The organism is Streptomyces flavochromogenes, assembly GCF_000717595.1.
GTDB classification, from domain to species: domain Bacteria; phylum Actinomycetota; class Actinomycetes; order Streptomycetales; family Streptomycetaceae; genus Streptomyces; species Streptomyces flavochromogenes.
Genome location: NZ_JNZO01000002.1, coordinates 362,152 through 388,664 on the forward strand (window position 1 = coordinate 362,152; position 26,513 = coordinate 388,664).

Sequence of the window (26,513 nt, forward strand, 5' to 3'; positions counted from 1 at the left end):
CGGGAGGCGGGCACCACGCCCGTGCACGACAACCGTGCACCTCGCCGGAGCCCGAGCCCGCTGCACGGCTCGGGCTCCGGCCCTTGCGCGCGCCGCGCGCTCCACGAGGAGCCGGGGAGCGGACGAGCCGAGGGCCGAGGAGTCAGGCCGAGCGGTGGGTCACCGGCCGTCGGCCGGCGCCATGCGCACGTCGTCGACGAGCAGGCTCAGCGCGCCGTCGACCGGACATCGCAGGCCGACCGACAGACGGCGCATGTGACCGTCCGGGCCGAGCGTGAACGCGGCGGCCACCTGGAACAGGTCGTGGTCGGCGGGGCACGTGACCATGTTCAGGCCCGCCGCGGGGTCCGGAGCCGTGGGCGGCCGGAGCTCCCAGGTCATCGGGTCCGCACCGTCGTACCCCTCGTCGTCCTGTACCTCGATCGGCAGGCAACAGCCCTCGCAGAAGCACTCGTCCGACGTCACCTCGAACCGGTCCCAGTCGCAGTACCGGCAGACGATGACACCGGTCACGATCCGCCGCTCGGCCCCGCCGGCCTCGGTCCGGGACTCCGCCTCTCCGGCATCGGCCCCGGCTCCGCCGAGCAGCCGCACCAGGCCGTCGTTCGCGGCCGCCTCGTCACCGACCGGTCCGTCACTCCATATGCGCGCGCTCTTCACGGCAGTGATCCTTTCACGCCGGAGCGGAACGGCCCGGCCGGCCGAGCGTCAGCCCCGCAGCCTCCCCGGCAGCCAGCGGAGTTGGGCCGCCTGCTGGAAGGCGCCGCCGCCCTCGTGGTCGTTGAAGTCGTACACCTCGATCGCCTTCTCGTCCCCGGCGTACGCGTTGAAGGCCGCGAACACCGTCGACGGCGGGCACGTCAGGTCCTCCAGTGCCGTCGAGAACAGGGCCGGTGCCGAGGCGCGGGCGGCGAAGTGGACCCCGTCGAAGTAGGAGAGGGTCTCCCGGACCAGGGCCACCCGGCCGCGATGCGTCTTGAGGTAACTGCCTATCTCGCGGTACGGCGCGCGGTCCGTGACCGTCGTCGCGCGCGGGAAGTCGCACAGGAACGGCACGTCCGCCGCCACCGCCACCAGGTTCCGTACGAGCCCCGCCACGGCGAGCGTGATCCCGCCGCCCTGGCTGACGCCGGTCACCGCGGTACGGCTCGCGTCCACCAGCGGGTGCGAGCGGGCGGCCTCCACGGCGCGGACCGCGTCGGTGAAGAGGCGCCGGTAGTAGTAGGTGTACGGATCCTCGACGCCGCGCGTCATGAAGCCGGGGAACGAGGGCGCGCTGCCCACCGGGTCGGGGGTGTCACCGGTGGCCCAGCCGCTGCCCTGGCCGCGGGTGTCCATCACGAAGTGCGCGAACCCGGCGGAGGCCCAGAGCAGATGCGTGTGCGGCAGGCCGCGCCCACCGCCGTACCCGAGGAACTCCACGACGACGGGCAGTGGTTGGGACGTGCCGGCGGGCAGCACGAACCAGCCCTTGACCGGCTGGCCGTCGAATCCGGCGAAGGTGACGTCGAAGGTCTCGACCGTGGAGAGCCCCGTCGGAACCGCCTCGAAGCGCGCGTCGAGCGCGTGCGTGCGGGCCTCGCCGAGCGTCTTCGCCCAGAACGCGTCGAAGTCCTCGGGCTCCACGGATGCGCTTCGGTAGGTGCGGAGTTGGTCGAGGGGCAGGTCGAACTGGGTCATGAACACCGCCTGGTGAGTCGCTCGGTGAGGGAAGGGCACGTTCGAGATCGCGACCGGTTGACCCGGCCTGCCCCACCCTAATCGCGGGACCCCGCGGATTCATATACGTGAATTCGGACGGGTCCGGCCGGACACTCCGCGCCGCCGGCGTCACGAGAAGGGCTCTGGGCCGGTCGCCATGACATCCTCGGACGAACCGCCCACAGCGTGTCCAGTTGTGGGCCTTCGTCGTCCTGCGCGGAGGGACCATGCTCATCAGCCACGTCGTACGTCACCATGTGCTGCACGTGACGCTCCACCGCGACCTGGACGTCACCAACCGGGCCGCCGTCGCCCTCCAGATCCAGGCCCTGGTCCAGATGCTCCGGCCGACCCGGGTGACCGTCGCCCTCCCGGCCGTCGACCCCACCCCGGCCACCCTCAGCGCCCTCGCCCGGGCCCACCGCATGTGCGCGAGCCTGGACATCCCGCTGACCCTGAGAGGCGCGAGCGCCCGCACCCGCGGACTCCTGGACGTCACGGCCGAGTAGCCGGCCCAGTGGCCGCTGCCGAGGCCGATGCCCAGGTCCGCACCGGCGAGCGCGACGGCGTCGTTCCCGCCGTCGGACCCGGGACGCACCACGTCCTCGATCTCGACGAGAGCCGCCGCCCCGCCGTCGGCGTGCACGAGGACCGGCGTACGGGAGGTGACCTCGGCCGCCGTCAGCGCGTCGGCGAGGACGGCCGGCAGTTCGCCGTCGGCCCCCCGGCCTCGAACGGCCTGCCGCCGACGACGCCGCGGGCTCCTCATCCCGGCAGGGCACGGAAGCCGACGACCGCCCGGCCCGGCGGACGCACCGCACGACATCCCCCTCGCCGAGGCCACGGGCACCGGGGACGGGGGTGCGGCGGGCGATGAGCCCCGCCAGGACGGGAGGGGGATCACCTCGGCGTGGGACGAACCCGTATGACCCCGGGAGGCTCGTGCCGCCCGGGCGTCAGAGCGTGTCGCGGCTCTCCCAGCGCTCCCGGAACCACGCCAGCGTCTCGGCGAGCAGCTTGCGGTTGTGGTCCTCCTCCAGCAGCGACAGGCGGATGTGGGGGCGCAGTTCCAGCTTTCCCTCCGGGATGGCCACCCCCTCCAGTTCGTTGAGTCTCCGGAGCAGCTCGGCACGCAGCGTGCGGTCGGTGAAGGGCTCGCGTGCGGCGAGGTGCTGGAACACCACCTCCGCCGTGCCGCCGCGTCCGCCACCCGGATAGAGCGTCAGGGGCCAGATGCCGCGGCCCGGCGCGCCCGCCTCCCCGAGCATGAGATACGCGCTGGTGGTGGTGTGGCCTGACCCGTGGCCGATCCAGCCGCCGAGCTCTTCCCAACCCTTGAAGGTCGCCCGGACCGCCTCCACCGTCTCGGGGGAGTCGTCCGCGGCGAGCTGACGGAAGAACCGGTCGGCGCGCGTCTGGCCGCCTTGGCCATCCGCGGTGTCCTCGCCGTCCGTCTGTTCGTCGCCGCCACTGGCGACCAGCAGGGCGAGATCGTCGGCGGTGAGGCGCTGTGCCGGGTCGGCGGCCCCGTTGACCGTGAAGTGGACGCCGTCGGCGCTCAACCGGGCCCGGACGTCGCCTCCCTCGTCCGGGGACGTCCAGTGGAAGCCGTCGGAGACCTTGCCCTCGGATGTGAGTACCCGGTACGCGTTCGTCAGTCCCGCTGTGTTGGCCATGTGGCTGCCGACGGCCTGGGCGCCGGAGCCGAGAAACGCGGCCAGGTCGCCGTAGGAGGTCCAGGTGCCGTGGGGGAGCACCGCAAGCACCTGGTGGGCCAGCTGCCAGTCCCGGCTGCGTTCCGCGCGGCCGACTCCGCGCAGCGGGGCCGGCCAGAGCGTGGTCGCGCGGTCGGCGATTTCGTCGGCGCGGGCGAGGATCTCCCGCATGCCCCAGCGTTCGGTGGCGGCGATCCGGCGGTTCATCTCCAGGTGGCTTCCCTGGAGCAGGCCCTGCTTGCGCTCGAAGGGGTGATTGGAGAGCTCCGAGTTGACCGCGGTGAGTGTCAGGTTCCCGAGGGTGTGCCGCAGCCGGGCGTGCAGGTCCTCGGCGCTGTCCGGGGCGTTCGCGTCCTCGGCCAGCATGCGCATCCACTCGTCGCCGGCCGACTGGGGCAGAACATGCTCGATGGTGAGCTGCGCGGCGGCGAAGTCCAGCGGCTCGGGATGCTCGTAACTCTCCTCCAGCCGCTGGAGCACCATCTTGCGCTGGTGCCAGCGTCCGTACTGGTAGAACGGCGCCGTCCGGATCTTGTCGCGCAGTTCCTTGTCGTCGGGCCAGAACCGGTTGTCGGCGGAGAGGAGCCGGTGCAGGCCGTCGGCCACGGGCACGTCGGTCGGGAGCTGTCCGGGCACGGACTGGAAGACCCTGTTGAGATTGTTCGTCGGCACCCGGCAGATCATCCGGCGGACGAGGAAGCTCTCGATGTACGACATCGCGCGGGCCGCCTCCGAGGATGCGAGTTCGCCCCGCTCCCGTCGGTCGAGGAGCAGCATCAGAGCGGGGTAGGTGACCTGTGCCTGCCAGGCGTCCAGGCGCCGCAGACGGGCGCGGACCGCCGTGTCCGGCTCCTCCTGGGGATGGAGCAACCGGCGGAAGAGAGTGCTGTGCCGGTACAACTCCCTGATGTACGCCTCGATCTCGGCCTCGGTCACCTCGCGGCGCTCGAAGCGGTGCTGCTGTGCCGCGTACAGGTCCTGGCGGCGCACCCGGTCGTCCCCGTCGAGCACCAGCTGAAGCCACATGAGCTGTTCGAGCTCGTCGTTGCTCAGGCTCTCCTGCAGCGGCAGCCAGTAGGTCTCGTAGACGTGCTCCCCACGCGTGGGCAGCCGCATGAACAGGTAGTTGCGCAGCAGGTCGGCCTGACTGAGCTTGAGGCCGGTGTTGTTGAGCGACTCGAAGATGCGGTGCACGTTGTCGCCGCGCTCGGCGGTCACCGCCACCAGCGTGAGCCGGGAGGTGATGGCCTGCTCGATACGGAAGACGTCCTGCGGGGCGGCCGGATCGTCCGCCTCGACGAGCTTGCGGCGGAAGAAGCCGTAGGCCGCGGCGACGTTCCCGCCGGCGGTCTGCGTCGCGAGCGGCCCGCGCACGTGTGCGGCGAACTGGGGGCGGTCGGCCTGGGTCGGCAGAAGCCGGAAGTGGTCGCTGCCGCCCTTGCGCTTGTTGATCAGGTATTCCTCGTCGATGCGCTCGGCCTCGTCCGGCTTGGCATCCGCGATGTGATCGCGGATCGCGGCCAGTGCGAGGGAGAGTGTGGTCAGCCGCTGCTGACCGTCCACCACGAGCCAGCGCGGAAAGGTCGCCTCGTTCTGAGGGGACGGTGCCAGGACGACGGAACCCAGGAAGTGCGTGCTCGCCCTGTCCCCCGACTCCAGCAGCTCGGCCTGCTCCAGAACATCACTCCACAGCTGCCCGAGCTGTTTCTCCGTCCAGGAGTACGTCCGCTGGTAGAGCGGCACTTGGAACTGCTGCGCCCTGCCCTGGACGAGATCGGCGAACAGCGTCTCCTTCGCCTGCATCGTGTTCCCCCTTGGCCACCGCTCCGTTGGTGGGATCGACCCTAAGGCCTCGCACCGACACTCACAGCGGCGTTTCAGCCCTCGTCCGGACGGACGGCACCCGGGCCAGCAGGTCGGCGGTGAGGGCGGGGGCGGGATCGAGGGGCTCGGTGTCTGGCCGGACCCCACCGGCCTGGCGGAGCGGGTACGGCTCGCCTCCGCCGGCCGCACGCGGGCGGGCGTCGGCAGAGGGATTCGGCCACGCTATATCCCGCATTGATCGTTTGCCTATCCCCGTCCCTTTTCATCAAGTCCGGGGGGCGCGGAGCCCCTCGACCGACTGCCGGTGATCCGGGGGACAGGAGCTGACGCATGCGTCCGCGATGGAGTGACGACGACCGGCCTCGTGACGAGGTCGCGCCCCAGGGCAGCGTGGACGGCGATGCCTACGTCGACCCGCCGGCCCGGGGGTCGGGGTCCGGACCGGCGCCGGACGGGCGGCTGCTGCTGGCCGGCGAGGGGCAGGTGCTCCGGGCGCTCGCGGCGGCGGCGGAGCGGGCCGGGTGCCGCGAGGTCCGGGTCCGCCGGACGGGCGGGGGCGACGCGGAGGCGCTCGGCGGCCTCGCGGAGTGGGAGGAGAGGGAGACGCTCACGGCCGCCGACGCCGTGCTTCACGTCGCGCGTTCGGCAGCCGAGCTGGCGGCCACGGCCGACCGGTGTGCCGACGCCGGTGCATGGCTGGGGCAGGTCCTGGTCCACGGAGACGAACTGTGGACCGGTCCGCTCGGTCCCGCGGACCGCACCGCGGCGGCCTCGGCCTGGCGGCGACTGCGCGGTGCTGCGCCGCGGGGCCGGCCGGACGGGCCGGTGGGCGCCGGGCCGGTGGGCGGTGCGGCGGACGGCACCGCCGACGCCGTGCTCGCCGCCGGGCGGGCGGAATGGATCGCCGACCGGCTCCTGGGTGCCTGGCTGGGCCGCGGCGGCGCGGGGGCGGCGGGTGCCGTGGAAGGGACCGGAGGCGCGGAAGCGGGGAGAGCGGGAAACGACGCGGCTGCGGGGGCGGGAGAAGCCGGAGGCGCGGGAGCGGCAGGGGCCGGAGGCGTCGCAGGCGGCTGCGGGCACGCCGGAGAGCCGTACCTCGTGCGTACCGACGTGCGGACGTCGTCCAGCGGTCGTCACCCCGTGGTGCCCCTGCCCCGGCCCGGCCGATCGGCCACCCGGGCGGCTACCGAGACGGGGGCGCGGGTCGCGTTCCTCGGGCGGATCGGGGGTGCGGCCGTCGAGCCCGCGCGGCTGCTGGAGCGGATCGACGCCGTGGCGGACGCCCGGACCGGGCTCCTCGGGCCGGTCCCGGAGGCCACGCCGGGGCCGACGGGCCTGTGGGGGTGCGCGGTCGCGGTGCCCGACCCGTTCGGGCCGCTGCCCGCCGACGCGCCGGGTGTCACCGTGCGGGGGCACGGGCGGGACGCCCCGAGCGCCCGCCTCGCGGCCCTGCTCGACGCGCTCGCCGCGTACGGGACCCTCGCCGCCGCCGCGGACGCCCGGGGCGGTCGCGAGGTCTGGGGCCTGGACCTCGTCACCGACCGGCTGCGCCGGGTCCCCGCGGCCGAGGCGTACCCGGCCCCGGTGCCGGGCACGTCGTACCGGCTGCCGACCGGCGCGGCGGCCGGGCTCACCTGGGCGGCCGCGGTGGAGGCCGCTCTGACCGGGCACTGCGAGGCGCTGGTGATCCACCGGCTCGACCAGCCGGGCGTACGCGTCCCCCGGCTCGCGCTTCCGGACCACGGGGGACCTGACGCACTCCGCGTGCTGCGCGCGGCGGGTGAGCCCGTCGCCCACGACCTGTCGGCGCTGCTCTCCGTGCCTGCCTGCGCGATCCGGCTCGGGGACGACACCGTCGTCGGCGTCGCCGCCACGCGGAGCGAGGCCCTCGCGGCCGCCGCGGAACGCGCCCTGCTCGCCCGGGAGAAGGGCGTCGCGCGCACCGGCGCCGCCCCCTTCGTCCCGACCGTCCCCTCCGTCACGCCGGACCGGGAGGCGGCCGGAAGGCCGCTGCCGGTGGAGGACGGGGCGCCCGGGCGGGCGGGGCTCGTCGAGGTGCTCCGGGCGCGGGGGCGCACCCCCGTCGCGGTGCTGCTCGATCATGATCCGCAGGCCGTCCGCCTGCTGCCGTATCTCGTCCATGTGGCGCTGCTGGACGGCTGACGCTCCCTCGTGCCCGGTTCGTGCCCGATGCCGCACGGGTCCGGAGGAGACATTCCCGGGGGCAGGTGCCGCTTCCGTGCGGCCCGTGTAATGATCTCGTGATCTGACGCCTGGCGTCAGGTCACTGTGCGACGGGGGGTCGCGTAGCCGCGAGTGCAGAAGGCAGGATCCATGGGGGGGTCGATTCGGTTCAGCGTGCTCGGAGCCGTGTCCGTGCACAGGGGCGAGACACCGATCACCATCGGTTCTCCGCAGCAGCAGGCCCTGCTCGTGGCGCTGCTGCTGCGTTCCGGACGGGTCGCCTCCACGCACGAACTGATCGCTTCGGTCTGGGGCGAGGAGCCCCCGGGCTCCGCGCTGGCGAGCCTGCGCACCTACGTGTGGCGGCTGCGGCAGCTCCTGGAGGAGGACTCCACCGCACCTCGGCTGCTGCTCTCACAGCCCGACGGCTACCGCATGGTGGCGCCGCGGCTCTCGGTGGACCTGCACCGTGCCGAGCAGCTCGCCGCCGACGCCGGCCGGGCCCGGGCCGGGGGCGACGACGAGGCCTGCGGGCGGCTGCTGACCGAGGCGCTCGGCCTCTGGCAGGGCGCGCCCCTGGCCGGAGTGCCCGGCCCGTACGCCGAGCAGCAGCGGGCTCGCTTCACCGAGCTGCGGATCGGGCTGGAGGAGGAACGTTTCGCGCATGCGCTGCAGGCGGGCCGGCACGGCGCGGTCATTCCCGACCTCACCGTGTTCACGCAGGAACATCCGCTCCAGGAGCGGCCGTACGGCTTTCTCATGCGCGCCCTGTACGCCTCCGGGAGGCAGGCGGACGCACTGGCGGTCTACGCGCGGGCCCGGCGCGTCCTCGCCGAGGAACTCGGCGTCGACCCGGGCCCCGAACTGGCCGCGCTGCACGAACGGGTCCTCGCCGGCGACCCGCTCCTCGACGTCTCGGTCCGCGGCACCGAGCCGGCCGCGACCGCCCCCGAGGCCCCCCGCGCCCCCCGGAGCCCCGAGCATCCGCAGCCCTCTCCGGCGCTTCGAACCGCCGAACCCGACGCCGGCCCCGCACCCGACCCCGACTCCGCCGCACCCGCCCTTGGCAGGCCCGCCCAACTCCCCGCCGACGCCTTCGACTTCACGGGCCGCGCCGAACAGGTCGAGGAGCTGAGCCGGGTCCTCACCGCCCCGGACCGGACCTCGCTTCCGGTCGCGTCCATCAGCGGCATGGGCGGCCTCGGCAAGACCACCCTCGCCCTGCGGGTCGCCCACCGGATCAAGCACGAGTTCCCCGACGGGCAGCTCTACGTCGATCTGCGCGGCAGCGGCCTCGAACCCGCCGACCCGTCCGCCGTCCTCGGCAGCATGCTCGCCGCGATGGGCGTGCCGCCGCACGCGCTCCCGGCCATGACCGACGACCGCGCCCGGCTCCTGCGCACCCTGCTCGACGGCCGGCGCATGCTGCTGCTCCTCGACAACGCCCGGGACCCCGCCCAGGTGGGCCCGCTGCTGCCCGGCTCGGCCGACTGCGCCGTGATCGTCACCAGCCGGACCCGGCTCGTCGGCATCCCCAGCGCGGTCACCGCCGTGGCTCTGGAAGCCTTCGCGACCGACGAGGCGATCGAGCTGCTCACCGCGATCGTCGGCGCCGATCGCGTGGCGGCGGAGCCCGCCGCCGCGACCGATCTGGTGACCGCGTGCGGACACCTCCCGCTCGCCGTCCGGATCGTGGCCGCCCGCCTCGCCGCCCGGCCGCGCTGGCAGATCGAGACCATGACCCGTCGACTCGCCGACGAGCGCCGCCGCATCGGCGAGCTGCGCGCCGGAGACCTGGCCGTCGCGGCCACCTTCGAACTCGGCTACCGCCAGCTCCCGCAGGAGCAGGCGTGCGTCTTCCGGCTCCTCGCCCCGGTGGCCCGGCCCAGCATCGGACTGGACGTGGCCGCCGCGGCCCTCGGCCTCGACGCCTACGACACCGAGGAGATCCTCGAGTCCCTGGTCGACGCGGCCATGCTGGAGGCCCCGCAGCCCGGGAGGTACCGCTACCACGACCTCGTCTGGGCCTTCGCCCTCCAGCTCGGCGTGCCGCCCGGCGACGGCGGGGGCGAGGCCGGCATCCCCGTGCTGCCGCCGCTCCTCGACCACCTGCTGGCCGCCGGGCGCGCCGCGTTCCAGTGCATGGTGCCCGGCAACCCGGACGGGATCTTCCTCACCCCCGGATCCACGCCCGCGCCGCACTTCGCCGGGCTGGCGGAGGCCCGCGGCTGGGTGGCCGCCGAGTTCGAATGCCTCACCAACGCGTTAATGCTGGCCGCCCGCAGCCCCGCCGGGGCGGCCCCGCGGATCCTGCGCGTCGCCGCCGACCTGCTCATCGCCCTCACCCCCTTCGGGAAGGACATCCCGTACGGGCAGCTCGCCGCCGCCGCGCAGGCGCTGGCCGAGACGGCCGCGCAGCGCGGCGACGACCACGTCGCCGGGCGGGCCCGCTTCGTCTGCGGGAACGCCGCTCTGCAGAGCGCCCGGCTCGCCGAGGCCGAGCTGTTCACCCGGCTCGCGGCGGAGGCCTGCGAGCGGGTCGGCGACCGGGTGATCCTCCGTCAGACGCTCAATGACCGTGGCCTGATAGCGCAGTTCCAGCACCACTACGAGGACGCGGTGCACTACTACGACCAGGCGATCGAGCTGGCGAAACAGCTCGGGCACCGCTCGGGAGAACTGGTGACGCGGCTCAACGCGGCGCAGGCCCGGCTGTGCGGTGGCCGCGCCGAGGAGGCGCTCGTCGCCTGCGCCGAGGCGCTGGTCGCGCTGCGGGAGGTCGAGGATCACCACGGCGCCGCCTACGCGCTCTACGTGCAGGCGATGGCCCTGCACGAACTCGGTCGGTACGACGAGGCGGTCGAGAGCCATGCCCGGTGCCTCGACCTGTGCGCGACCTGGCAGATCCGCGGACAGGAGTCGCAGGCGCGCCACCGGCTGGCCGAGACCCTGCGGATCACGGGCCGCCGGGAGGAGGCCCTCAAGGAGGCGAGCCGCGCGCTGGTGCTGTGCGAGCAGCGCGGCGCGGCACGCGACCAGGGGCTCGCCCTCCTGGTGCTCGGACGTACCCTCGCCGACCTCGGCGACACCGGGGCCGCGGAGGCCAGGGCCCGGCAGGCCCACACGCTGTTCACCCGGCTCGGGCTGCCCGACGCCGACCACGCGGCCGCCCTCCTCGCAGCCCTCGGCGAAGCGCTGTGAAGCCGCCTCCCGCCTCCGTCAGGAGTGATATATCCGCAGGTCAGAGCAGATATCCAGGATCTATCCAGCGTAGATCGACAGGGGGCAGAGTCTGACCCGGCAACCCGAACGACGAGCGAACGGAAGACCGAGCACATGCGAGCGATCACCTCCACCCCCCACACCTCCCACGCCCTGCGCACCGTCTGTGTCGCGGTCGCCGCGATGATCGGCCTCTCGCTCCTGGCCGTCGTCGAGCAGCAGCACACGGCGTCCGTGCCGAGCACCGTCGTGGCCGACGGCCCGATCGTCGCCGAGCCCCACGAGGAGTGGGACAGCCGCGGCTGACCACGCCTGGCGCGGTCCGTCGCAGACGACGGGACGGACGGCGAAACGAACGACCATGCCATGGGGGAGTCATGACGGGTGGTAGTCCGGCGACGGCGTTGGCTGAACGAGACGTCGCCACCTTGGTCCGCGCCGCGCGGACCCGCAACGGGGTCAGTCAGCGGGACCTCGCCGAGAAGTCCGGGATAGGTCTGCGGACGCTCCGCGAGATCGAACGGGGCCGGGTCCGCGCCCCGAGATCCGGATCGCTGCGCAGAATCGCCGAAGCCCTGCACGAACCCGCGCTGCTCGCGCAGGTCGGTGCCACGGCCGGCGCCGAAGGAGACATCCCGGAGGACGCCCCGCTGGTCCTGAGGATCCTCGGCAGGCTCTCCGCCACGCGCGGCGCCGCCGAACTGCTCACCGGAACGCCCAAGCAGCGGACGCTGCTCGGACTGCTCGCGCTCCAGGCCCATCAGGTGGTCGAACGCGACGAGATCATCGAGGTCCTGTGGGACGGCGAACTTCCGGACACGTTCGGCCAGTTGATCCACACCTACATCTCCCGCATCCGACTGATGCTGGAGGCGCACACCCTCCCCGGCACCGGCCGGACCGCGGTCCTGCGGCGCGGCGGCGGTTACGAGCTCCGTATCGAGGGGGACAGCCGGCTCGACATCCTGGAGTTCGGCCGGCTGACGCACGAGGCCGCGCGGGCCCGCGCAGGCGACGACCCGGTACACGAACAGGCTCTGCTCGCCGAGGCGTTGCGCCTCTGGCGCGGACAGCTCCTGGAAGGCGCCCCGCCACGGCTGGCAGGTCATACCGCCGCCGTCGAGCACGCCCGCCTGCGCGTCGCCTCCGCGCTGCGCCTCGCCGATCTCGCCCTCGCCCGCGGACAGTACGAGGAGGTGCTCGCCCAGCTCGGGCCGATCGCCCGGCACGAGGTGCTGCACGAGGGCCTGCACGCCCGGCTGCTCTCCGCGCTCGCCGGTTCCGGCCGCCGGGCGGAGGCGCTGGAGCTGTTCGCCGCGGTCGACCGCAGGCTCCGCGTCGAGAGCGGCATCGAGCCCGGCACCGAACTCCGCGAGGCCCAGATGGCCGTCCTGGGGGACGACGCCCGGACCGCGACGGCGATGGCGGCGCCCCCCGCCGGCCGGGCCGACGCGCTGCGCTCCGTCCAGCTTCCGCAGAGCGTCGGGGACTTCGTGGGCCGCGTCGAGCACTTCCAGGTCCGGCAGTACCTGACCGGGCAGGGGCCGCTGGCCGCGTTCGGTGCGGCCCCGGTCGCCGCGCTCCACGGGCCCGTCGGTGTCGGCAAGTCCGCCCTGACCGTCCAGATCGCCGCGGCCGTCGCCCGCCACTTCCCCGACGGCGTCCTGCACGCCCGGCTGCGCACCGGCGCGCCCGACGAGGTCCGCACCGCGCTGCGCGGCTTCGCCCGGGCGCTGGGCGTGCCGACGGCCGGGCTTCCCGCCGGGCTGCCCGAACTCGCGGCGCTATACCAGGAGTCCGTCGCCGGCCGCCGGGTCCTCGTGGTCGTCGACGACGCGCCAGGGGAGCGTGCCGTCCGCCCGTTGCTGCCGTCCGGCCCCGGCGGCGCCGCGCTCCTGGCCGGCCGGAACCCGCTGTCCGGCCTGGAGGGCGCCCAGCACTTCCGCGTCGAGCGCTTCACCGCCGACCAGTCCGTCTCCCTGCTCGCCCGGATCGCCGGCGAGCGGCGGGTGCTCGCCGAACGGACGGCGGCCGAGACCGTCGCCGAGCTGTGCGACGGGATCCCGCTGGCCGTGCGGATCGCGGGGATGCGGCTCGCCGCCCGCCCGCACTGGACCCTCGCCCGGCTGGCGGACCGGCTGGCCGACGAGGAGCGGCGGCTCTCGGAGCTGGTCGCCGGCGACCTCTCCGTACGGGAACGGCTGACCTCCGCGTACGAGGGCCTGGATCCCGTGCTCCGCGACGCCGTGCGCGCCCTCGCCCGGTCCGCGGACCGGGCGTTCACCCCCGCCGACGCGGCCGCCGTGCTGCGCTGCGGCGGACGCCAGGCGGAGGACCTCCTGGAGCGGCTGGTCGACCACCAGCTGCTCGAACCCCCGGCGGGGGCCTGCGAGGGGTACGCGTTTCCGCCCCTCGTACGCCTCCACGCCCGGGAACAGTGAACGGCGTGAGGGGACGGTCGTCGATGCCCACCGTCCCCGTCCCCTCACGCGACCCTCATGGCGGCGTGGCGCTCACGCGTCGCGGGTGCGGAGCGTCAGCCAGCCGCCGACCGCCGCCGCGGCCGCCCACACCGCCATGACCAGCACCCCGGCCATGGGGCTGTAGGGCGCGGCGACGGCGGGGTCGAGCCGCAGCCCGTACTGGCCGGCCCGGTCCGGCAGGTACCAGGCCAGCTCCTTCAGACCGGGGATCTCGGCCAGCACGGGGGAGACCAGGAACAGCACCGGAACCAGGACGCCCATGGAGAGCATCAGACTGCGCAGCATCGCCGTGAACCCCATGCACATGACCGCGAGCAGCGGGAAGTACAGGGCGCCCACCGCGATCGCCCGCACCGTCCCCGCGTCGCCGAACGCCATGCCGTGCTCGCCGAGCAGACGCTGCGAGAGGAAGAACGTGCCCAGAGAGGCGACCACGCCGGCCACCAGGGCCAGCACCGCTCCGACGGCGAGCTTGGCCGTGTACATCAGACCGCGCCGGGGCACCGCCGCCAGCGAGACCCGGATCGCGCCGTGCTGGTACTCGTTGCCGACCACCAGGACGGCGAAGACGATCACGACGACATGGGCGAAGAGGATGCCGTAGTAGCCGAGCTGCACCGGGTCGAAACCGGGGCCGTCCGCCTCCTCGGGGCCGACCGTCCCCGTGACACCGGCACCGATGCCGACCAGCAGGGCCGCGGCCAGCGGCAGCGACCACAGGACCGGACGCACCGAGCGGATCTTCGTCCACTCCGAGCGGAGCACCGCGTTGACAGACATCGTCAGACCACCTCTCCGAGGGGTCGCCCCCCGTACTCCACCGAATCGGCGGTCATGCGCATGAATGCCTCTTCCAACGAGTCCTCGACCTGGACCAGTTCGAGGACGGCGGCCCTCTCGTGAGCCGCGATCCGGCCGACGTCGGCGGCCTCCGCCGCGTACACCTCCAGTGCGCCGCCGTCGCCCGGCACCACCCGCAGCCCCTTGCGCACCAGGGCCTCGCGCAGCCGCTCCGGCTCGTCGGCCCGCACCCGCACCCGGGAGCGGCCGTGCTCCGCGGCGAACTCGGCCATGGACACGTCCGCCAGCAGCCGGCCCCGGCCGATCACGACCAGCCGGTCCGCCAGCAGCGCCGTCTCCGTCATCAGGTGGCTGGAGATGAGCACCGCCCGGCCCCGGGCCGCCAGACCCTTGAGGAAGTGCCGCAGCCAGCGGATGCCCTCCGGGTCCAGGCCGTTGACCGGCTCGTCGAGGATCAGCACCTCGGGGTCGCCGAGCAGAGCCGCGGCGATGCCCAGGCGCTGACGCATGCCCAGCGAGAACCCGCCGACCCGCCGACGGGCCGCGGACTCCAGGCCGACCTGCTCCAGCACCTCGTCGACCCGCGCCCGCGGCATGCGCCCGGCGTGGGCGATGCAGAGCAGATGGTCGCGCGCGGTCCGTCCCGGATGCGCCGCGCCGGCGTCCAGCAGCGCACCGACGTGGTGCAGCGGCTCGACCAGCCGGCCGTACGGCCGCCCCGCGACCAGTACCTCACCCGCCGTGGGCCGGTCCAGGCCCAGGATCATCCGCAGGGTGGTCGACTTCCCCGCCCCGTTCGGGCCGAGGAAGCCGGTGACCGCACCGGCCCGCACCTGGAAGGTGAGGCCGTGCACCACCGTCCGGTCGCCGTAGGCCTTCACCAGACCCCGTACTTCGACGGCGGGTGCGTCGCCCGCACCGTGCGCCGTTCCGTTGTCCCTGTTCATGTCCTCAAGCCAACCGTCCGGCGGCCCCGGACGGATCCCCCGGCGGCGGGAGTCACCTCCCCCCGGGGAGGGAGCTGATCCACCATGAGACGTCTGCCGTCGATGCTCCACGACGCCCTGCGCCAGGGCCGTACGTACGCCCGCGGGCTCCATCTGCTGCTCGGCGGGACCGTGGGGCCGGCCTGCGTGCTGGTGTGGCCCGGCATCAGCGAGAACCTGGGCCGTACCCTCGTGGCCTGCGCCCTCGTGCCGGTGGTCCCCCTGCTGCTGCTCGGCCTGGTGCCGGGGACGCGGCGCGCGGAGGGCATCCAGGCGCGGCTGCTGCTCGTGCCGGACGACGAGAACGACATCGGCCGCGCCCCGGCCCGGAGTCTCTCCGACCGCCGGCGCACCAGCGTCTGGCTGGTGCTGCGCTGTTGGTGGGGACTGCTCGTCGCCACCGTCGTCGCCCAACTCCTCTCCGTCACAGGAACGCTGGCGTCCGCACCCGCCGTCGAGGGCACCCGGACGGTCCTCGGCGTCACCGTCCCCGGCGGCCACCGGCACATCTGGTACCTGGGCCTGGTGCCGCCGCTGCTGCTCGCGGCGTTCGCGCTGGTCGTGGGGGCCGGACACGTGCAACTCGCCCTCGCGCGAAGGCTGCTGGGCCCCTCGACGGCCGAGCGGCTCGCGGAGGCGGAGCGTCTGGCGGACGAACTGCTGGCCCGCAACCGGCTCGCGGGCGAACTCCACGACTCCATCGGCCACGCCCTCACGGTCACCGTGCTCCAGGCGAGCGCGGCCCGCGAACTCATCCACACCGACAGGGACTTCGCGATCCGGGCGCTGACCGCCATCGAGGACACCGGCCGCCGCGCCATGGACGACCTGGAGCGCACCCTCGGCTATCTGAAGGAGGACGAGCTGGCCGCCCGCACCGTCCGGCCCACCCTCGCGGACGTCGGGCAGCTCCTGGAGGCCAGCCGCGCGGCGGGCGTCACGGTGCGCTCGCGCACGGCCGCCGACGTCGACGCCGTGCCCGGTGTGGTCTCCCGCGAGGCGTACCGCATCCTCCAGGAGGCGCTCACCAACGCCATGAAGCACGCGCCCGGTTCACCGGTGGACGTCGACCTGGACGTCACCGGCGAACAGGTCCGGCTCACCGTCGCGAACCGGCTGGTGGAGGAGGCCCCGCGGGCTCCCGGCACCGGGAAGGGGCTGCGCAGTCTGCGGGAGCGCGCCGCGCTCCTGGGCGGCCGGGCCACCGCCGGAGCCGCATCGGGGCGCTGGACCGTCAGCGCCCGTCTCCCCCTACGCTTGGGATCGTGATCATGGACATCTCCGTACTCCTCGTCGACGACGAGGAGCTCGTCCGGGCCGGCATGTCGGCCATCCTCGGCAACGCCCCCGGCATCACCGTGGCCGGCGAGGCCTCCGACGGCTGCGAGGTGGTGCCGCTCGTCCGGAGGCTGCGCCCGGACGTCGTCGTCATGGACGTACGGATGCCCACCGTCGACGGCATCACCGCGACCCGCGATCTCATGGCCGCCGTCGCCGACCCGCCGAGAGTCCTGGTGATCACCACGTTCGAGCGGGACGACTACGTCTACGAGGCGCTCAGGGAAGGGGCGTCGGGGTTCCTGCTCAAGCGATCCCGGCCCGCCGAGATCGTCCAGGCCGTCCGTACGGTGGCGACCGGGGACTCGGTGCTCTTCCCCGCCGCGATCCGCTCGCTGGTGCAGGGGCGTCAGGCCCGCGAGCGGGGCGACGCACTGGCCCGGGCCCAGCTCACGGAGCGGGAGGCCGACGTGCTGCGGCTGATGGCGCAGGGAATGTCCAACGCGGAGATCGCCGAGCGGTTGTTCCTGGGGGTGCAGACGGTCAAGACCCATGTCAGCGGCACCCTGGCGAAGCTGGGGGCGCGCGACCGGACGCAGGCGGTGGTCCTGGCGTACGAGTCGGGGTTCGTCGGCGTGGGATGAGAGGGCCCCGGTCCGCCGGAGGCCGACGGCGTCCGTCGGTCCACGAGGTCCGTCAGCCGACGAGGTCCTTCAGGCGGGAGACCACCGTCGCCTCGGACTCGCCCTCCTGCGGCACCGGCACGACCTGGAGATGGGTGACCCCGGCCTCTCGGTAGGCGTCCAGACGATCCCTCACATAGCTCTCCGTGCCGCAGATCGTGGTGGCCTCCAGCAGCGCCGCGGGCACGGCGGCCGCGGCCCCGGCCTTGTCGCCCGCCCGGAACAGCCGCTGGATCGTCTCCGCCTCACGGGCATAGCCGTACCGGCTGACCAGGTCGTAGTAGTAGTTGTGGCCGGGCGCGCCCATGCCCCCGACGAACAGGGCGAGCTGGCCGCGCGCCAGCTCCCGGGCCCGCTCGGCGTCCGGGCCGATCGCGAGCAGACCGCCCGCCGAGATCTGGAGCGGGCCCAGCTCGGGCCCGCGGGCCGCGGCGCCCTCCTTGAGCGCCGTCCCCCACACCCGGTCGCACCACTCGGGGACGAAGAACAGCGGCAGCCAGCCGTCGGCGGTCTCCGCGACCATCCGGACGTTCCTCGGGCCCAGCGCGGCCACCCAGACCGGGACGGACGGGCGGACCGGCGGCGTCAGCAGCCGCATCGGCCTGCCGAGGCCGGTGCCCTGCCCTTCGGGGAGCGGCAGCGTGATCGTGGACCCCTGATGGCGCACCGGCTCGTCCCGCCGCCAGAAGGCGCGCATGACCTCGATGGTCTCCCGGGTCCGGGCCACCGGCGCGGCGTACGGCACCCCGTGCAGACCTTCGACGACCTGCGGGCCCGAGGAACCGAGGCCGAGGTGGCAGCGTCCGCCGGACAGGGCGTCGACGCCGGCGGCGGTCATCGCCAGCAGGGCCGGCGTCCGGCTGAACACCGAGAGGATGCCGGAACCGATCTCGATCCGCTCGGTGCGGGCGGCGAGGAAGCCCATGAAGCTGGGCGCGTCGTAGCCGTACGCCTCCGGCACCCAGACCAGGTCCAGGCCCGCCCGCTCCAGTTCGGCGACCTGGCCGGCCGCGGCGACGATGTCGGTGTCGTACTTCAGCTGCATGGAGATCTTCATGGCGGGGCTCCGGGGTGCGTCGACGGGGTGACGGGAGGTCAGGGTCGGGATCGGGCGGCGCGCGTCAGGCACGCGGTGCGTCGAGGCGGGGGAGGGCGCCCTCGGCGATCAGCTCCCGGACCCGGAACTTCTGGATCTTCCCTGAGGCGGTCAGCGGCAGCCCGTCCGCGAGGTACCAGCGGGCCGGGATCTTGTGGGGGGACAGCTGCTCGCGGCAGCGGGCGACGCACTCGTCGACGTCCGGGCCCTCCGGGCGGTCGGCGGCGGGCAGCAGCACCGCGGCGACGATCTCGCCCCACCGGTCGTCCGGCACCCCCACCACCAGGGCGTCGCGGACGCCCGGCAGCGTGCTGAGGAAGGACTCGACGGGGCCGGGCGCGATGTTCTCGCCGCCCCGGATGATCAGGTCGCTCAGCCGGCCCTCGATCCGGACCGCGCCGGTCGCGTCCATCGAACCGAGGTCCCCGGTGTGCAGCCAGCCGTCCGCGTCCACCTTCCGTGCGGTGGCCTCCGCGTCGCCGTAGTACGCGAGGAGCTGCTGGTAGCCGCGGGCGCAGATCTCGCCGGGGACGCCGAGCGGCTGCACCCGGCCCGTGTCCGGGTCCACGATCTTGCACGCGACGTGCGGCAGCGGGCGGCCGACGGTGCTGGTCTTGTCCTCGGCGGTGTCGTCCGGCCGGGTCAGGGTGACCACGGAGGCCAGCTCGGTCTGCCCGTACAGGTTGAACACCGTGGTCGAGAACAGTTCCTCGGTCTCGGTGATGAGCTGCGGGCGGACCGGCGCCGCGCCGGTGAGGACGGAGGAGAGCCGGGCCGGCGCGCCGTCGGCGGAGCGGGCCACGTCGTTCAGGGCGGTCAGCACCGTCGGCACGCTGGTGAGCACCGCGTCGGGGGATCGGCGCAGCACCTCGAAGAGGACCTTGGGGTCGAAGCGCTCCAGGAGGGTGAAGACGCCGCCGCTCCACAGCGGCCCCAGGCAGGAGATGACACAGCCGGCGGTGTGGAACATCGGCAGCGGGGAGACCACGGTCGCGCCCTCGTGGACGCCGAGCCCCTCGAAGGTCAGCCGGGCCACGTTGACCACGGACCGGTGCGAGAGCAGCACCGCCTTCGGGTCGCCGGTGGTGCCGGAGGTGAACTGTATCTGCGCCGGGACGGCGGCGATCTCCTCCTGCGAGGGCAGCGGCGCGGCACCCCGCAGCGACTCCCACGCGGCCAGCGGTACGACGTGCCGCAGACCCGGCAGGTCCGGCGTCACCGCCCGTACCGTCCCGGCCATGTCGTAACCCCGGACGGCGTCGGCGTGGATCAGCATCTCGGCCTCGGAGGTGCGCAGGGCATGGGTCAGCTCGCCGGCCCGCAGCGCCGGGTTGAGCGTCACCAGCGTCACCCCGGCCAGCGCCGCCGCGTACGCGACGATCGGCCACTCCGGGACGTTCGGCGCCCACAGGGCGACCCGCGCGCCGAGCGCGACGCGCTCCCGCAGTCCACCGGCCACGCTCTCGGCCTCGGCGAGCAGTTCGGCGTACGTCCAGCGGCGCGGGGCGCCGCCGTCGTCCGGGACCGACTCCAGGGCCGGGGCGTCCGGCCGGCCCGCGGCGACCTCGCGCAACAGGGAGCCGACGGTGTGGTCCGAGAGCGGCGCCCCGGTGTCCGCGGGGCGGAGCGACTCGGTGAGAAGGGTGTCGATGTGCGGAACGTCGGCGTGCGGGGTGTCGGTGCGCGGTGCGGCCGGTGCGGTGCTGACCTGCATGGAGACTCTCCTCGGCGGTGGGCTGCCGGTCCGTCCGGCGCTGGTCCCATCCCACCGCGCGGGCCCCCGGCGCCGGATCCCCCGGCGGCTGGAAGCCGTTCCCTCGCGGGAGGGAACCGGACGAGGGAGGCAGGAGCCGTGCAGATCCCGTCCAGGGCCGGACGTCCGGCCGCCGGTAACGTGCGCCCGCTTGTGCCCGCCCTCGACCGGAGGCCGCGGGAGCGAAAGGAGTCGCAGGTGGAAGCGATGGCGGGCTGGCCGGCCCTGGACGGCATACGGGTCCTCGATCTCTCGCGGCTGCTGCCCGGTGGATTCGCCACGGTGCTGATGGCCGACCTCGGCGCCGACGTGGTCAAGGTGGAGAGCCCGGACGGCGGCGACTACGGCAGGCTGGTCGAACCGGAGACGTTCGCGGCGCTCAACCGCAACAAGCGCTCGCTCGTCCTGGACCTGCGCGACCCGGCCGGGCGGGACACCCTGCTGCGTCTGGTGGAGCGCAGCGACGCCGTGGTGGAGAGCCACCGGCCCGGCGTCCTCGACGCGATGGGCCTCGGGTACGCGCGGCTGCGCGAGGCCAACCCACGGGTGGTGCTGTGCTCGATCACCGGCTTCGGACAGCACGGCCCCTACGCCTCCCGGCCCGGTCACGACCTCAACTTCCTCGCCCTGTCGGGCTTCTTCGCCGTGCCGCACCGCCCCGGCGAGCGCGTCGACCGGGTGGGCCTGAGGATCGCCGACCTCGCCGGAGCGATGTACGCCGCGCTGTCCACCGCGGTCGCGGTCGCCTCCGCCCGCGTCACCGGCCACGGCCAGCACCTCGACGTGTCGCTGCACGAGGCGGCCGCCGCCTGGGCCGGACCGCTCGCGCTGCCTCTGCGCACGCTGCCCGACCCCGCCGACAGCCCCCTGGTCACCGGCGACAACGACGTCTTCACCGCCGCCGACGGCGGCCGGATCGCGCTCGCGACCTTCGAGGACAAGTTCTGGCTGACCTTCCGCACCGCCTTCGCCGGGGAGTTCCCCGAGCTGGACGACGACACCTACGACCGCCGCGCGGCGCGCACCCGGGCCCGTGGGCGGGTCCGGGAGCTGCTCACCGGCGTCTTCGCCCGCCGCGACCTGGCCTGGTGGTGCGCCGCGCTCGGCGGACTGGATCTGCCCTGGGCGCCGGTGTACGAGACCGCCGACGCGTTCCTGTCCGACGCGCACGTCGAGGCCCGCGACCTGGTGGGGACCCTGCCGGGGTCGCCGACCGAGGAGCCGCGCCGGCAGGTCCGCTTTCCCGTCCTGTTCGGTGCCGGACTCGACTCGCTGCGCGGCGCCGCCCCCGGGCACGGCGAGCACACCGCCGAGATCCTCGCGGAGCTGGACCGATGAGCGGGCGCGGCGCGTTCGCGGAGAGCGCCGAGCACCGGGCGCTGCGGGAGGCCGTCGCCGCGTTCGCGCGCGGCCGGGGCGACACCGGTCCCGACCCGCGCTCCCCGAAGGAGCTCTGGGCGGAGGCGGGACGGCTCGGCTACCTCGGGGTCAACCTGCCGGAGGAGTACGGCGGCGGGGGCTGCGGCATCACCGAACTGTCGCTCGTCATGGAGGAACTCGGCGCGGCCGGTAACCCGTTGCTCATGCTGGTGGTGTCGCCCGCCATCTGCGGCACGGTCATCAGCCGCTTCGGCACCCCGGAACAGAAGCGCCGGCTGCTTCCCGGGCTGGCCGACGGCTCCTCCCGGATGGCCTTCGGCATCACGGAGCCGGACGCCGGATCCAACTCCCACCGGCTGACCACCACCGCCCGCCGGGACGGCGCGGACTGGCTGCTCACCGGCCGGAAGGTCTTCGTCTCCGGGGTCGACGAGGCCGACGCCACCCTGGTCGTGGGCCGGACGGCGGACGCACGCACCGGCCGCCTCAAGCCCTGCCTCTTCGTCGTCCCGCGCGACACCCCCGGCTTCGCCCACCGCGAGATCCCGATGGAACTCAGCGCGCCCGAGCGGCAGTTCGAACTCGTCCTGGACGACGTACGGCTGCCGGCGGACGCGCTGGTCGGCGAGGAGGACGCGGGGCTCCAGCAGCTGTTCGCCGGGCTCAACCCCGAGCGCATCATGATCGCCGCGTTCGCCGCAGGCCTGGGCCGGTACGCCCTGGACAAGGCCGTGGACTACGCCCGCACCCGGCAGGTGTGGTCGTCCCCGATCGGTGCCCACCAGGCCGTCGCCCACCCGCTCGCCCGGATCCACGTCGAGCTGGAACTCGCCCGGCTGATGACCCGCAAGGCCGCCGAACTCTACGACGCGGGCGACGACATGGCCGCGGGCGAGGCCGCCAACATGGCCAAGTACGCCGCCGCCGAGGCCTGCGCCCACGCCGTCGACCAGGCGATCCACACCCTGGGCGGCAACGGCCTGACGACCGAGTACGGGCTCGCCTCGCTTCTGACGCTCTCCCGGGTGGCGCGGATCGCCCCGGTGAGCCGGGAGATGATCCTCAACTTCGTCTCGCACTACACCCTGGGGCTGCCGAAGTCCTACTGACCCCGTCCCCGGGGACGACCGTGGCCCCGCCGGGAAACCGGCGGGGCCACGGTCATGAGGGGCCGGACGCGGCGGGGGAACCGCGAGCGGCGGGGCCGTACGGCGGGGACTGTAATCGGCGGGGGCCGTACGACGGGAGACGCCGTACAGCCCCCGGATCAGTGGGCCAGGGAGAGGCCGACGCCCTGCTCGACGGCCCGCGCGTACACGGCGGCGGCCAGCGCGATGTCCTGGACGCCCATGCCGAACGGGTTGATCACCACCCGGTCGTCCTCGGCGACCGTCCGCGCGTAGTCGCCGGCGAACAGCTCCGGCAGGGAGGCGTCCACCGACCGGCCGCCCGCGGGGGCGTCGGTCCCCGGGCCGGCGACGCGGCCTGCCCGGGCCAGCCTGCCCAGCAGCCGGTGGTCGTCGTCGACGACCAGCTCCCAGTCGTCGACGAACAGGTGGTCGCAGCCGAGCAGCAGGCTCTCGGCCGCGTCGTCGAGGGACACGTTGACGAAGGTCCCGCCCGTCGGCACCCAGTCCAGCTCTACGTAGGGCTGGGTGGTCGTCGTCACCGCGACCGTCACCTGGGCCCGCTCGACGGCGGCGCGGGCGTCCGCGGTCACCGTGACGGCCACCGCCGGGTCCGCCGCGCGCCAGCGGGCGGCCAGCTCCTCGGCCCGGTCCGCGTCCTGGTCGTGCACGAACAGTTCCTCGACGCCGGGGCAGGCGCTCGCCAGCAGCTCCCGGTGGACCTCGGCCTGCCGGCCGCAGCCGAGGAAGGCCACCCGCCGGACGGCCGCAAGGTCGCGTACGGCGCGCAGAGCGGCGATCGAGACGCCGGCCGTGCGCAGGGCGCTGATCCGGCCGCCCTCCATGATGCAGACCGGCCGCGCGGTCTCCGGGTCGTCGAGCACGACCAGCCCGGCGGCGCGCGGCCGGCCGAGGAGCCGGTTCCCCAGCGAGGCGTTGATGATCTTGCAGCCGTAGGCGCCGTCCGCCCAGCCGGGCAGGATGAGGCTGCGCGCCGACGCCCCGGACGGGGTGGTCCAGCGCAGCGCGGCCTCGGGGGTGAGCCCCGCCTCCTTGCGCCGGTAGGCGAGCAGCGTGTCGTGCGCCAGGTCGGCGACGGGCAGCCCGTCACAGAGCCGGGCCACGTCGGCGCTGTCCAGATAGGTGAGCGTCGTGTCGTCGTGGGAGGTCATCGGTGCGTTCCCTTCCGGGGGTTCGGCAGCTTCCGCCGGTTCGGCGGGGTGGGCGCGGGCGGTTCCCCCGCACGCACCCCGTCCAGCAGGTCCAGGGCCGCGCGGATCTCCCGGGTGCAGCCGGGACCGCCGTCGGCGGGGGCGTCGCGGAGCTGCGGGTACTTCTCCCCGCTGTCCGGGCAGACGCAGGCGATCTCCCGCAGCGACGGGTCGAGGACGGCCCGGGAGACGGCGGCGAGCACCGCGGCCCCGCCGCTGCCGCCGAGCGAGATCCCGGTCCGCCGGGCGACCAGCGCACAGGCCGCGGCGGCGGCCTGGTCCGTCAGCCGCACCACATGGTCCACGTGGTGCGGCTCGACGAAGCCCGACACCTGTCCCGAGCCGAAGCCCATCAGCTTGAACGGCCGGTCGGCGGGGGCCCCGCCGAGCGCCGAGGACCCCACGGCGTCGACCGCGACGACCCGGGTGTCCGGGGCGTGGTCGCGGAAGAACTGCGCGATCCCCGCCAGTGTGCCCCCCGTCGACACGGCCACGGCGACCGCGTCGAACCGGCCGTCCGGTGCGGCCTTCATCAGTTCCGCGGCGGTCTGCCACTCGTGCACCCCGGGGTTGGCGGGGCTCTCGTACTGGTTGGTCCACACGGCGTCGGAGCCGGTCGCCACGATCTCCCGCACGGTCTGGAGCCGGGCCCCGAGGGTCCGGCCGCCCGGCACCTCGCGTACGGTCACCACGTCGGCGCCGTACTCGCGCATCCGCGCGACGCTGGCGGGCGGCGTGCTCGGCTCGACCACCAGCGTGCAGCGGTAGCCGCGCTGCGCGCAGAGCCCGGCGAGCGCCACGCCCAGGTTGCCGGAGGTCGACTCGACCACCCGCATCCCCGGACGCAGCGCCCCGCTCGACTCCAGGGCGTTCAGCAGGGCTTCCGCCGTACGGGCCTTGATCGACCCGAAGGGGTTCTCGGCCTCCAGTTTCAGCCAGATCCGCACGGTCCGGTCGCCGACCGGGACGACGACCGGCCGCAGGGGCGTGTCGCCGATGGCCGCCAAGGGCGCGGCGAGAGCTGTGGTTTCGGTCATGGTGCTCAGTCCTTGAGGCTGTCGACACGGGCCGTCGGCTGCTGCCGCACGGGCGGGACGGTCCCCTGGGGACCGATGTCGGCGAGGTCGTAACCGTGCGGGTAGCCGGGGTACGTCCGCGCGGTCGGCCGGGTCATCAGCCGCGCCATCAGCCGCGGCGCGACGCGCTCGGCCCCCGCGTGGCCGCGCAGCCCGGCGCGGTGGACGGCCCGCACCCACCGGGGCGGGGCGGGCAGGTCGAGGGCGTCCAGCGCCGGCGCGTCCAGCCGGCAGGGCAGCGTGGCCGCGACCACGTCGCTGACCGGGCGCCGGTACCAGGACGCGTACAGGTTCAGGATGTTGGTGCCGACGCGGTGGTTGCTCGCGGCCCGCTGGAAGCGGGCCTGCTCGTACTCGCGGTTGAACTGCTCGAACGCGTCGTAGTCGGTGGGGAGTTCACGGATGTTCATCCGTTTGCCGACCCCGGTGAAGAAGTAGAAGGCGGCCAGCCGCTCCGTCTCGGAGGTCCGCCGCCAGGCCCAGCGGTCGATCCAGCGAACCGGCTCGAAGACGAAGGTCGACAGGACGTACAGCATGTCCTCGTTGGCGATGTCGAACCTGCGGTGCGCCTGGTTGATCTGCCGGATGGCCTGGCGCCCGCGCGTGGAGTCGTAGCCCCCGCGCACCAGTTCGCCGAGCAGGATCCGAGTGTCGTCGTAACGTTTCTGCGCGCGCAGCGCGAACTCGCCGCTGCCGTCGAGGACGTCGGAGATGGCGGGCACGCAACAGGTGCGCCAGATCGCCACCTCGAGCCCCCGGCCGTAGTCCCAGGGGAACTCGCGGTCGGAGGAAATGCGATGGATCTCCTGGTGGTCCGCCTTCGGGTCGAGGGTCTCCAGATGTCTGAGTGTCGCGTATCGGTCTCGCATACGTACCCCGTTCACGGTGGGTCACGGTGGGGGAAGCCGGTCGAGGGCGCGCCTACAGCGGGGTGGAGCCCGCGGCGCTGGTGACCTCGGGCCGGGTGGGGTCGAACCGCAGCGTCTCGAAGCGCCACTGGAGCTGGCCGGTGAGCCAGCTCCGCAGCCCCGCGACGTGGCGCTCCAGGCGGTCCGCCGGGAGGAGCGCGCGCTGCGCGGGCGTCAGGCGCTCCGCGAAGGTGGAACTGAGCTCGGTGAAACGGTCGAAGCGGCCCTGGACCATCTCCCCGACGGCGTCCGCGGCGGTCTGCAGGTCCGTGCCGTGCGCGTGCCGGTGGACCAGGACCAGGTTGTGCGGGTCGCCGAGCAGTGCCTCCTTCTCGCAGCTGAACAGGTCGTTGGTCCACAGGTCCGCGTCCGACAGCGCCGCGTTCATCTCGGCGAACGCCGGCAGCGTGTAGATCTCCTCCGGCACCTCGAAGTGCGTGGTGACCTCGATGAGGTCGAGGTACGGCATGAGCGCGCGGCCGCGGTGGGCGATGTACTCGTCCAGGCCGGGGACGCGGCCCGTGAGCCGGTTCTCCGACTCCCACACGCAGGTGTCGAAGAAGGCCCCGATGTGCGCCGCGAGCCGCCGGCGCCAGGCCGGCGAGGTCAGGGGGGCGGTGCGGCGCCACAGGTCCGCGTAGGCGGGGCGGAACACCTGGGTGAGGGAGTGCGCCGCCGGGGCGGGGTCGTCGTCGACGGAGCCGTCCTCGGTGAACCAGCCGAGCACCTCGTCGCAGACCTCGCGCAGGCGCTCCGGCTCCGTTCCGAGGGAGGTCTCGTCGAACTGGTCGTCCAGGACCAGCATGCAGCTGATCCAGTCGGTCACGAGCTGCAGCTCCCCGGCACCGGAGTGCGGGTACGCCCTGCCCATCAGGGTGCCGAGAAGGGAGCGCTCGTGGTGGCGGCGGGCGGCCTCGTCGGGGGCGAGGCCGAAGCGGGACACGAAGGCCCGGGCTCCGGCCTCCGCCCGGTCGGCGTACGGACTGAGTTCCGGAGGGAACTCCACATGGATGTGCGGCATGCGCAGGGACACGGTGTCACCCGTCGTTTCGAGTCGCGGTGCAGGGATCAGGGCGCGGGGGGTG

Annotated in this window: 20 protein-coding genes; 9 read left to right on the forward strand and 11 right to left on the reverse strand. The window is 74.1% G+C overall.

Annotation, left to right across the window (positions count from 1 at the left end):
* Window positions 1–159: 159 nt before the first annotated feature.
* Window positions 160–660, reverse strand: a complete 501-nt coding sequence (locus IF00_RS0103695; RefSeq protein ID WP_030314131.1) for a hypothetical protein — start codon at window positions 658–660, stop codon at window positions 160–162.
* Between the two features lie 48 nt (window positions 661–708).
* The gene (locus tag IF00_RS0103700; protein ID WP_030314133.1) at window positions 709–1,680 is read right to left on the reverse strand and encodes an acetylxylan esterase; all 972 of its coding nucleotides are present in this window, start codon (window positions 1,678–1,680) and stop codon (window positions 709–711) included.
* Between the two features lie 248 nt (window positions 1,681–1,928).
* Here IF00_RS0103700 and IF00_RS0103705 point away from each other — a divergent pair, with 248 nt between their 5' ends.
* On the forward strand, window positions 1,929–2,210 hold the full coding sequence (locus IF00_RS0103705; protein WP_030314134.1) for a hypothetical protein: 282 nt from the start codon (window positions 1,929–1,931) through the stop codon (window positions 2,208–2,210).
* Window positions 2,211–2,657: 447 nt separating this feature from the next.
* Here IF00_RS0103705 and IF00_RS0103715 read toward each other — a convergent pair whose 3' ends face one another.
* Window positions 2,658–5,219, reverse strand: a complete 2,562-nt coding sequence (locus IF00_RS0103715; protein WP_030314137.1) for a GmrSD restriction endonuclease domain-containing protein — start codon at window positions 5,217–5,219, stop codon at window positions 2,658–2,660.
* A gap of 351 nt (window positions 5,220–5,570) precedes the next feature.
* Between IF00_RS0103715 and IF00_RS0103720 the strand changes: the two genes are divergently transcribed.
* The 4 genes from IF00_RS0103720 (at window position 5,571) to IF00_RS0103735 (ending at window position 13,087) form a co-directional block, all read left to right on the forward strand.
* Window positions 5,571–7,403 (forward strand): hypothetical protein, encoded by a 1,833-nt coding sequence (locus IF00_RS0103720; protein WP_030314139.1) that lies wholly within the window; start codon window positions 5,571–5,573, stop codon window positions 7,401–7,403.
* A gap of 207 nt (window positions 7,404–7,610) precedes the next feature.
* A complete protein-coding gene (locus tag IF00_RS0103725; protein ID WP_245234413.1) occupies window positions 7,611–10,625 on the forward strand; it encodes an AfsR/SARP family transcriptional regulator in 3,015 nt (1,004 codons plus the stop codon).
* Between the two features lie 135 nt (window positions 10,626–10,760).
* Window positions 10,761–10,952 (forward strand): hypothetical protein, encoded by a 192-nt coding sequence (locus tag IF00_RS0103730; RefSeq protein ID WP_030314142.1) that lies wholly within the window; start codon window positions 10,761–10,763, stop codon window positions 10,950–10,952.
* A gap of 71 nt (window positions 10,953–11,023) precedes the next feature.
* On the forward strand, window positions 11,024–13,087 hold the full coding sequence (locus IF00_RS0103735; protein ID WP_078944522.1) for a BTAD domain-containing putative transcriptional regulator: 2,064 nt from the start codon (window positions 11,024–11,026) through the stop codon (window positions 13,085–13,087).
* A 72-nt stretch (window positions 13,088–13,159) separates the two neighbouring features.
* On the opposite strand, the gene IF00_RS0103740 is transcribed toward IF00_RS0103735, so the two are convergent.
* Window positions 13,160–13,909 (reverse strand): ABC transporter permease, encoded by a 750-nt coding sequence (locus IF00_RS0103740; RefSeq protein WP_030314145.1) that lies wholly within the window; start codon window positions 13,907–13,909, stop codon window positions 13,160–13,162.
* A 2-nt stretch (window positions 13,910–13,911) separates the two neighbouring features.
* On the reverse strand, window positions 13,912–14,877 hold the full coding sequence (locus tag IF00_RS0103745) for an ABC transporter ATP-binding protein (protein WP_051819782.1): 966 nt from the start codon (window positions 14,875–14,877) through the stop codon (window positions 13,912–13,914).
* 84 nt (window positions 14,878–14,961) lie between these two features.
* Here IF00_RS0103745 and IF00_RS0103750 point away from each other — a divergent pair, with 84 nt between their 5' ends.
* Complete coding sequence (locus IF00_RS0103750) at window positions 14,962–16,185, forward strand: sensor histidine kinase (RefSeq protein ID WP_245234414.1); 1,224 nt, start codon at window positions 14,962–14,964, stop codon at window positions 16,183–16,185.
* Between the two features lie 2 nt (window positions 16,186–16,187).
* Entirely contained in the window at window positions 16,188–16,838 is a 651-nt protein-coding gene (locus IF00_RS0103755; RefSeq protein ID WP_030314150.1) for a response regulator, read from the forward strand.
* A 52-nt stretch (window positions 16,839–16,890) separates the two neighbouring features.
* On the opposite strand, the gene IF00_RS0103760 is transcribed toward IF00_RS0103755, so the two are convergent.
* On the reverse strand, window positions 16,891–17,934 hold the full coding sequence (locus tag IF00_RS0103760; protein WP_030314152.1) for an LLM class F420-dependent oxidoreductase: 1,044 nt from the start codon (window positions 17,932–17,934) through the stop codon (window positions 16,891–16,893).
* Between the two features lie 64 nt (window positions 17,935–17,998).
* Complete coding sequence (locus tag IF00_RS0103765; RefSeq protein WP_078944523.1) at window positions 17,999–19,687, reverse strand: class I adenylate-forming enzyme family protein; 1,689 nt, start codon at window positions 19,685–19,687, stop codon at window positions 17,999–18,001.
* Window positions 19,688–19,933: 246 nt separating this feature from the next.
* Between IF00_RS0103765 and IF00_RS0103770 the strand changes: the two genes are divergently transcribed.
* Both IF00_RS0103770 and IF00_RS0103775 read left to right on the forward strand, forming a co-directional pair.
* On the forward strand, window positions 19,934–21,064 hold the full coding sequence (locus IF00_RS0103770) for a CaiB/BaiF CoA transferase family protein (protein WP_030314157.1): 1,131 nt from the start codon (window positions 19,934–19,936) through the stop codon (window positions 21,062–21,064).
* Window positions 21,061–22,215: an acyl-CoA dehydrogenase family protein gene (locus tag IF00_RS0103775; RefSeq protein ID WP_030314159.1), complete on the forward strand. Its 1,155-nt coding sequence runs from the start codon at window positions 21,061–21,063 to the stop codon at window positions 22,213–22,215. The genes IF00_RS0103770 and IF00_RS0103775 overlap by 4 nt, the downstream gene beginning before the upstream one ends.
* 158 nt (window positions 22,216–22,373) lie before the next feature.
* On the opposite strand, the gene IF00_RS0103780 is transcribed toward IF00_RS0103775, so the two are convergent.
* The 4 genes from IF00_RS0103780 to IF00_RS0103795 form a co-directional block, all read right to left on the reverse strand.
* A complete protein-coding gene (locus tag IF00_RS0103780; protein WP_030314161.1) occupies window positions 22,374–23,405 on the reverse strand; it encodes an ornithine cyclodeaminase in 1,032 nt (343 codons plus the stop codon).
* Window positions 23,402–24,481 carry a cysteine synthase family protein gene (locus tag IF00_RS0103785; protein WP_063740623.1) on the reverse strand — a complete coding sequence of 360 codons (1,080 nt, stop codon included), beginning with the start codon at window positions 24,479–24,481 and terminating at the stop codon, window positions 23,402–23,404. Before IF00_RS0103785 ends, IF00_RS0103780 begins: the two co-directional genes overlap by 4 nt.
* A gap of 5 nt (window positions 24,482–24,486) precedes the next feature.
* The gene (locus IF00_RS0103790; RefSeq protein WP_051819784.1) at window positions 24,487–25,389 is read right to left on the reverse strand and encodes an oxygenase MpaB family protein; all 903 of its coding nucleotides are present in this window, start codon (window positions 25,387–25,389) and stop codon (window positions 24,487–24,489) included.
* Window positions 25,390–25,441: 52 nt separating this feature from the next.
* A partial coding sequence (locus tag IF00_RS0103795; RefSeq protein ID WP_209439729.1) for a terpene synthase family protein occupies window positions 25,442–26,513 on the reverse strand: 1,072 nt, incomplete at its 5' end.

Coding starts and splice junctions, on each gene's coding strand:
- IF00_RS0103775 (WP_030314159.1), top strand. CDS start 21,061: ATGAGCGGGCGCGGCGCGTTCGCGGAGAGCGCCGAGCACCGGGCGCTG.
- IF00_RS0103760 (WP_030314152.1), bottom strand. CDS start 17,934: ATGAAGATCTCCATGCAGCTGAAGTACGACACCGACATCGTCGCCGCG.
- IF00_RS0103750 (WP_245234414.1), top strand. CDS start 14,962: ATGAGACGTCTGCCGTCGATGCTCCACGACGCCCTGCGCCAGGGCCGT.
- IF00_RS0103755 (WP_030314150.1), top strand. CDS start 16,188: ATGGACATCTCCGTACTCCTCGTCGACGACGAGGAGCTCGTCCGGGCC.
- IF00_RS0103715 (WP_030314137.1), bottom strand. CDS start 5,219: ATGCAGGCGAAGGAGACGCTGTTCGCCGATCTCGTCCAGGGCAGGGCG.
- IF00_RS0103705 (WP_030314134.1), top strand. CDS start 1,929: ATGCTCATCAGCCACGTCGTACGTCACCATGTGCTGCACGTGACGCTC.
- IF00_RS0103735 (WP_078944522.1), top strand. CDS start 11,024: ATGACGGGTGGTAGTCCGGCGACGGCGTTGGCTGAACGAGACGTCGCC.
- IF00_RS0103780 (WP_030314161.1), bottom strand. CDS start 23,405: ATGACCTCCCACGACGACACGACGCTCACCTATCTGGACAGCGCCGAC.
- IF00_RS0103700 (WP_030314133.1), bottom strand. CDS start 1,680: ATGACCCAGTTCGACCTGCCCCTCGACCAACTCCGCACCTACCGAAGC.
- IF00_RS0103745 (WP_051819782.1), bottom strand. CDS start 14,877: ATGAACAGGGACAACGGAACGGCGCACGGTGCGGGCGACGCACCCGCC.
- IF00_RS0103765 (WP_078944523.1), bottom strand. CDS start 19,687: ATGCAGGTCAGCACCGCACCGGCCGCACCGCGCACCGACACCCCGCAC.
- IF00_RS0103770 (WP_030314157.1), top strand. CDS start 19,934: ATGGCGGGCTGGCCGGCCCTGGACGGCATACGGGTCCTCGATCTCTCG.
- IF00_RS0103790 (WP_051819784.1), bottom strand. CDS start 25,389: ATGCGAGACCGATACGCGACACTCAGACATCTGGAGACCCTCGACCCG.
- IF00_RS0103740 (WP_030314145.1), bottom strand. CDS start 13,909: ATGTCTGTCAACGCGGTGCTCCGCTCGGAGTGGACGAAGATCCGCTCG.
- IF00_RS0103730 (WP_030314142.1), top strand. CDS start 10,761: ATGCGAGCGATCACCTCCACCCCCCACACCTCCCACGCCCTGCGCACC.
- IF00_RS0103720 (WP_030314139.1), top strand. CDS start 5,571: ATGCGTCCGCGATGGAGTGACGACGACCGGCCTCGTGACGAGGTCGCG.
- IF00_RS0103785 (WP_063740623.1), bottom strand. CDS start 24,481: ATGACCGAAACCACAGCTCTCGCCGCGCCCTTGGCGGCCATCGGCGAC.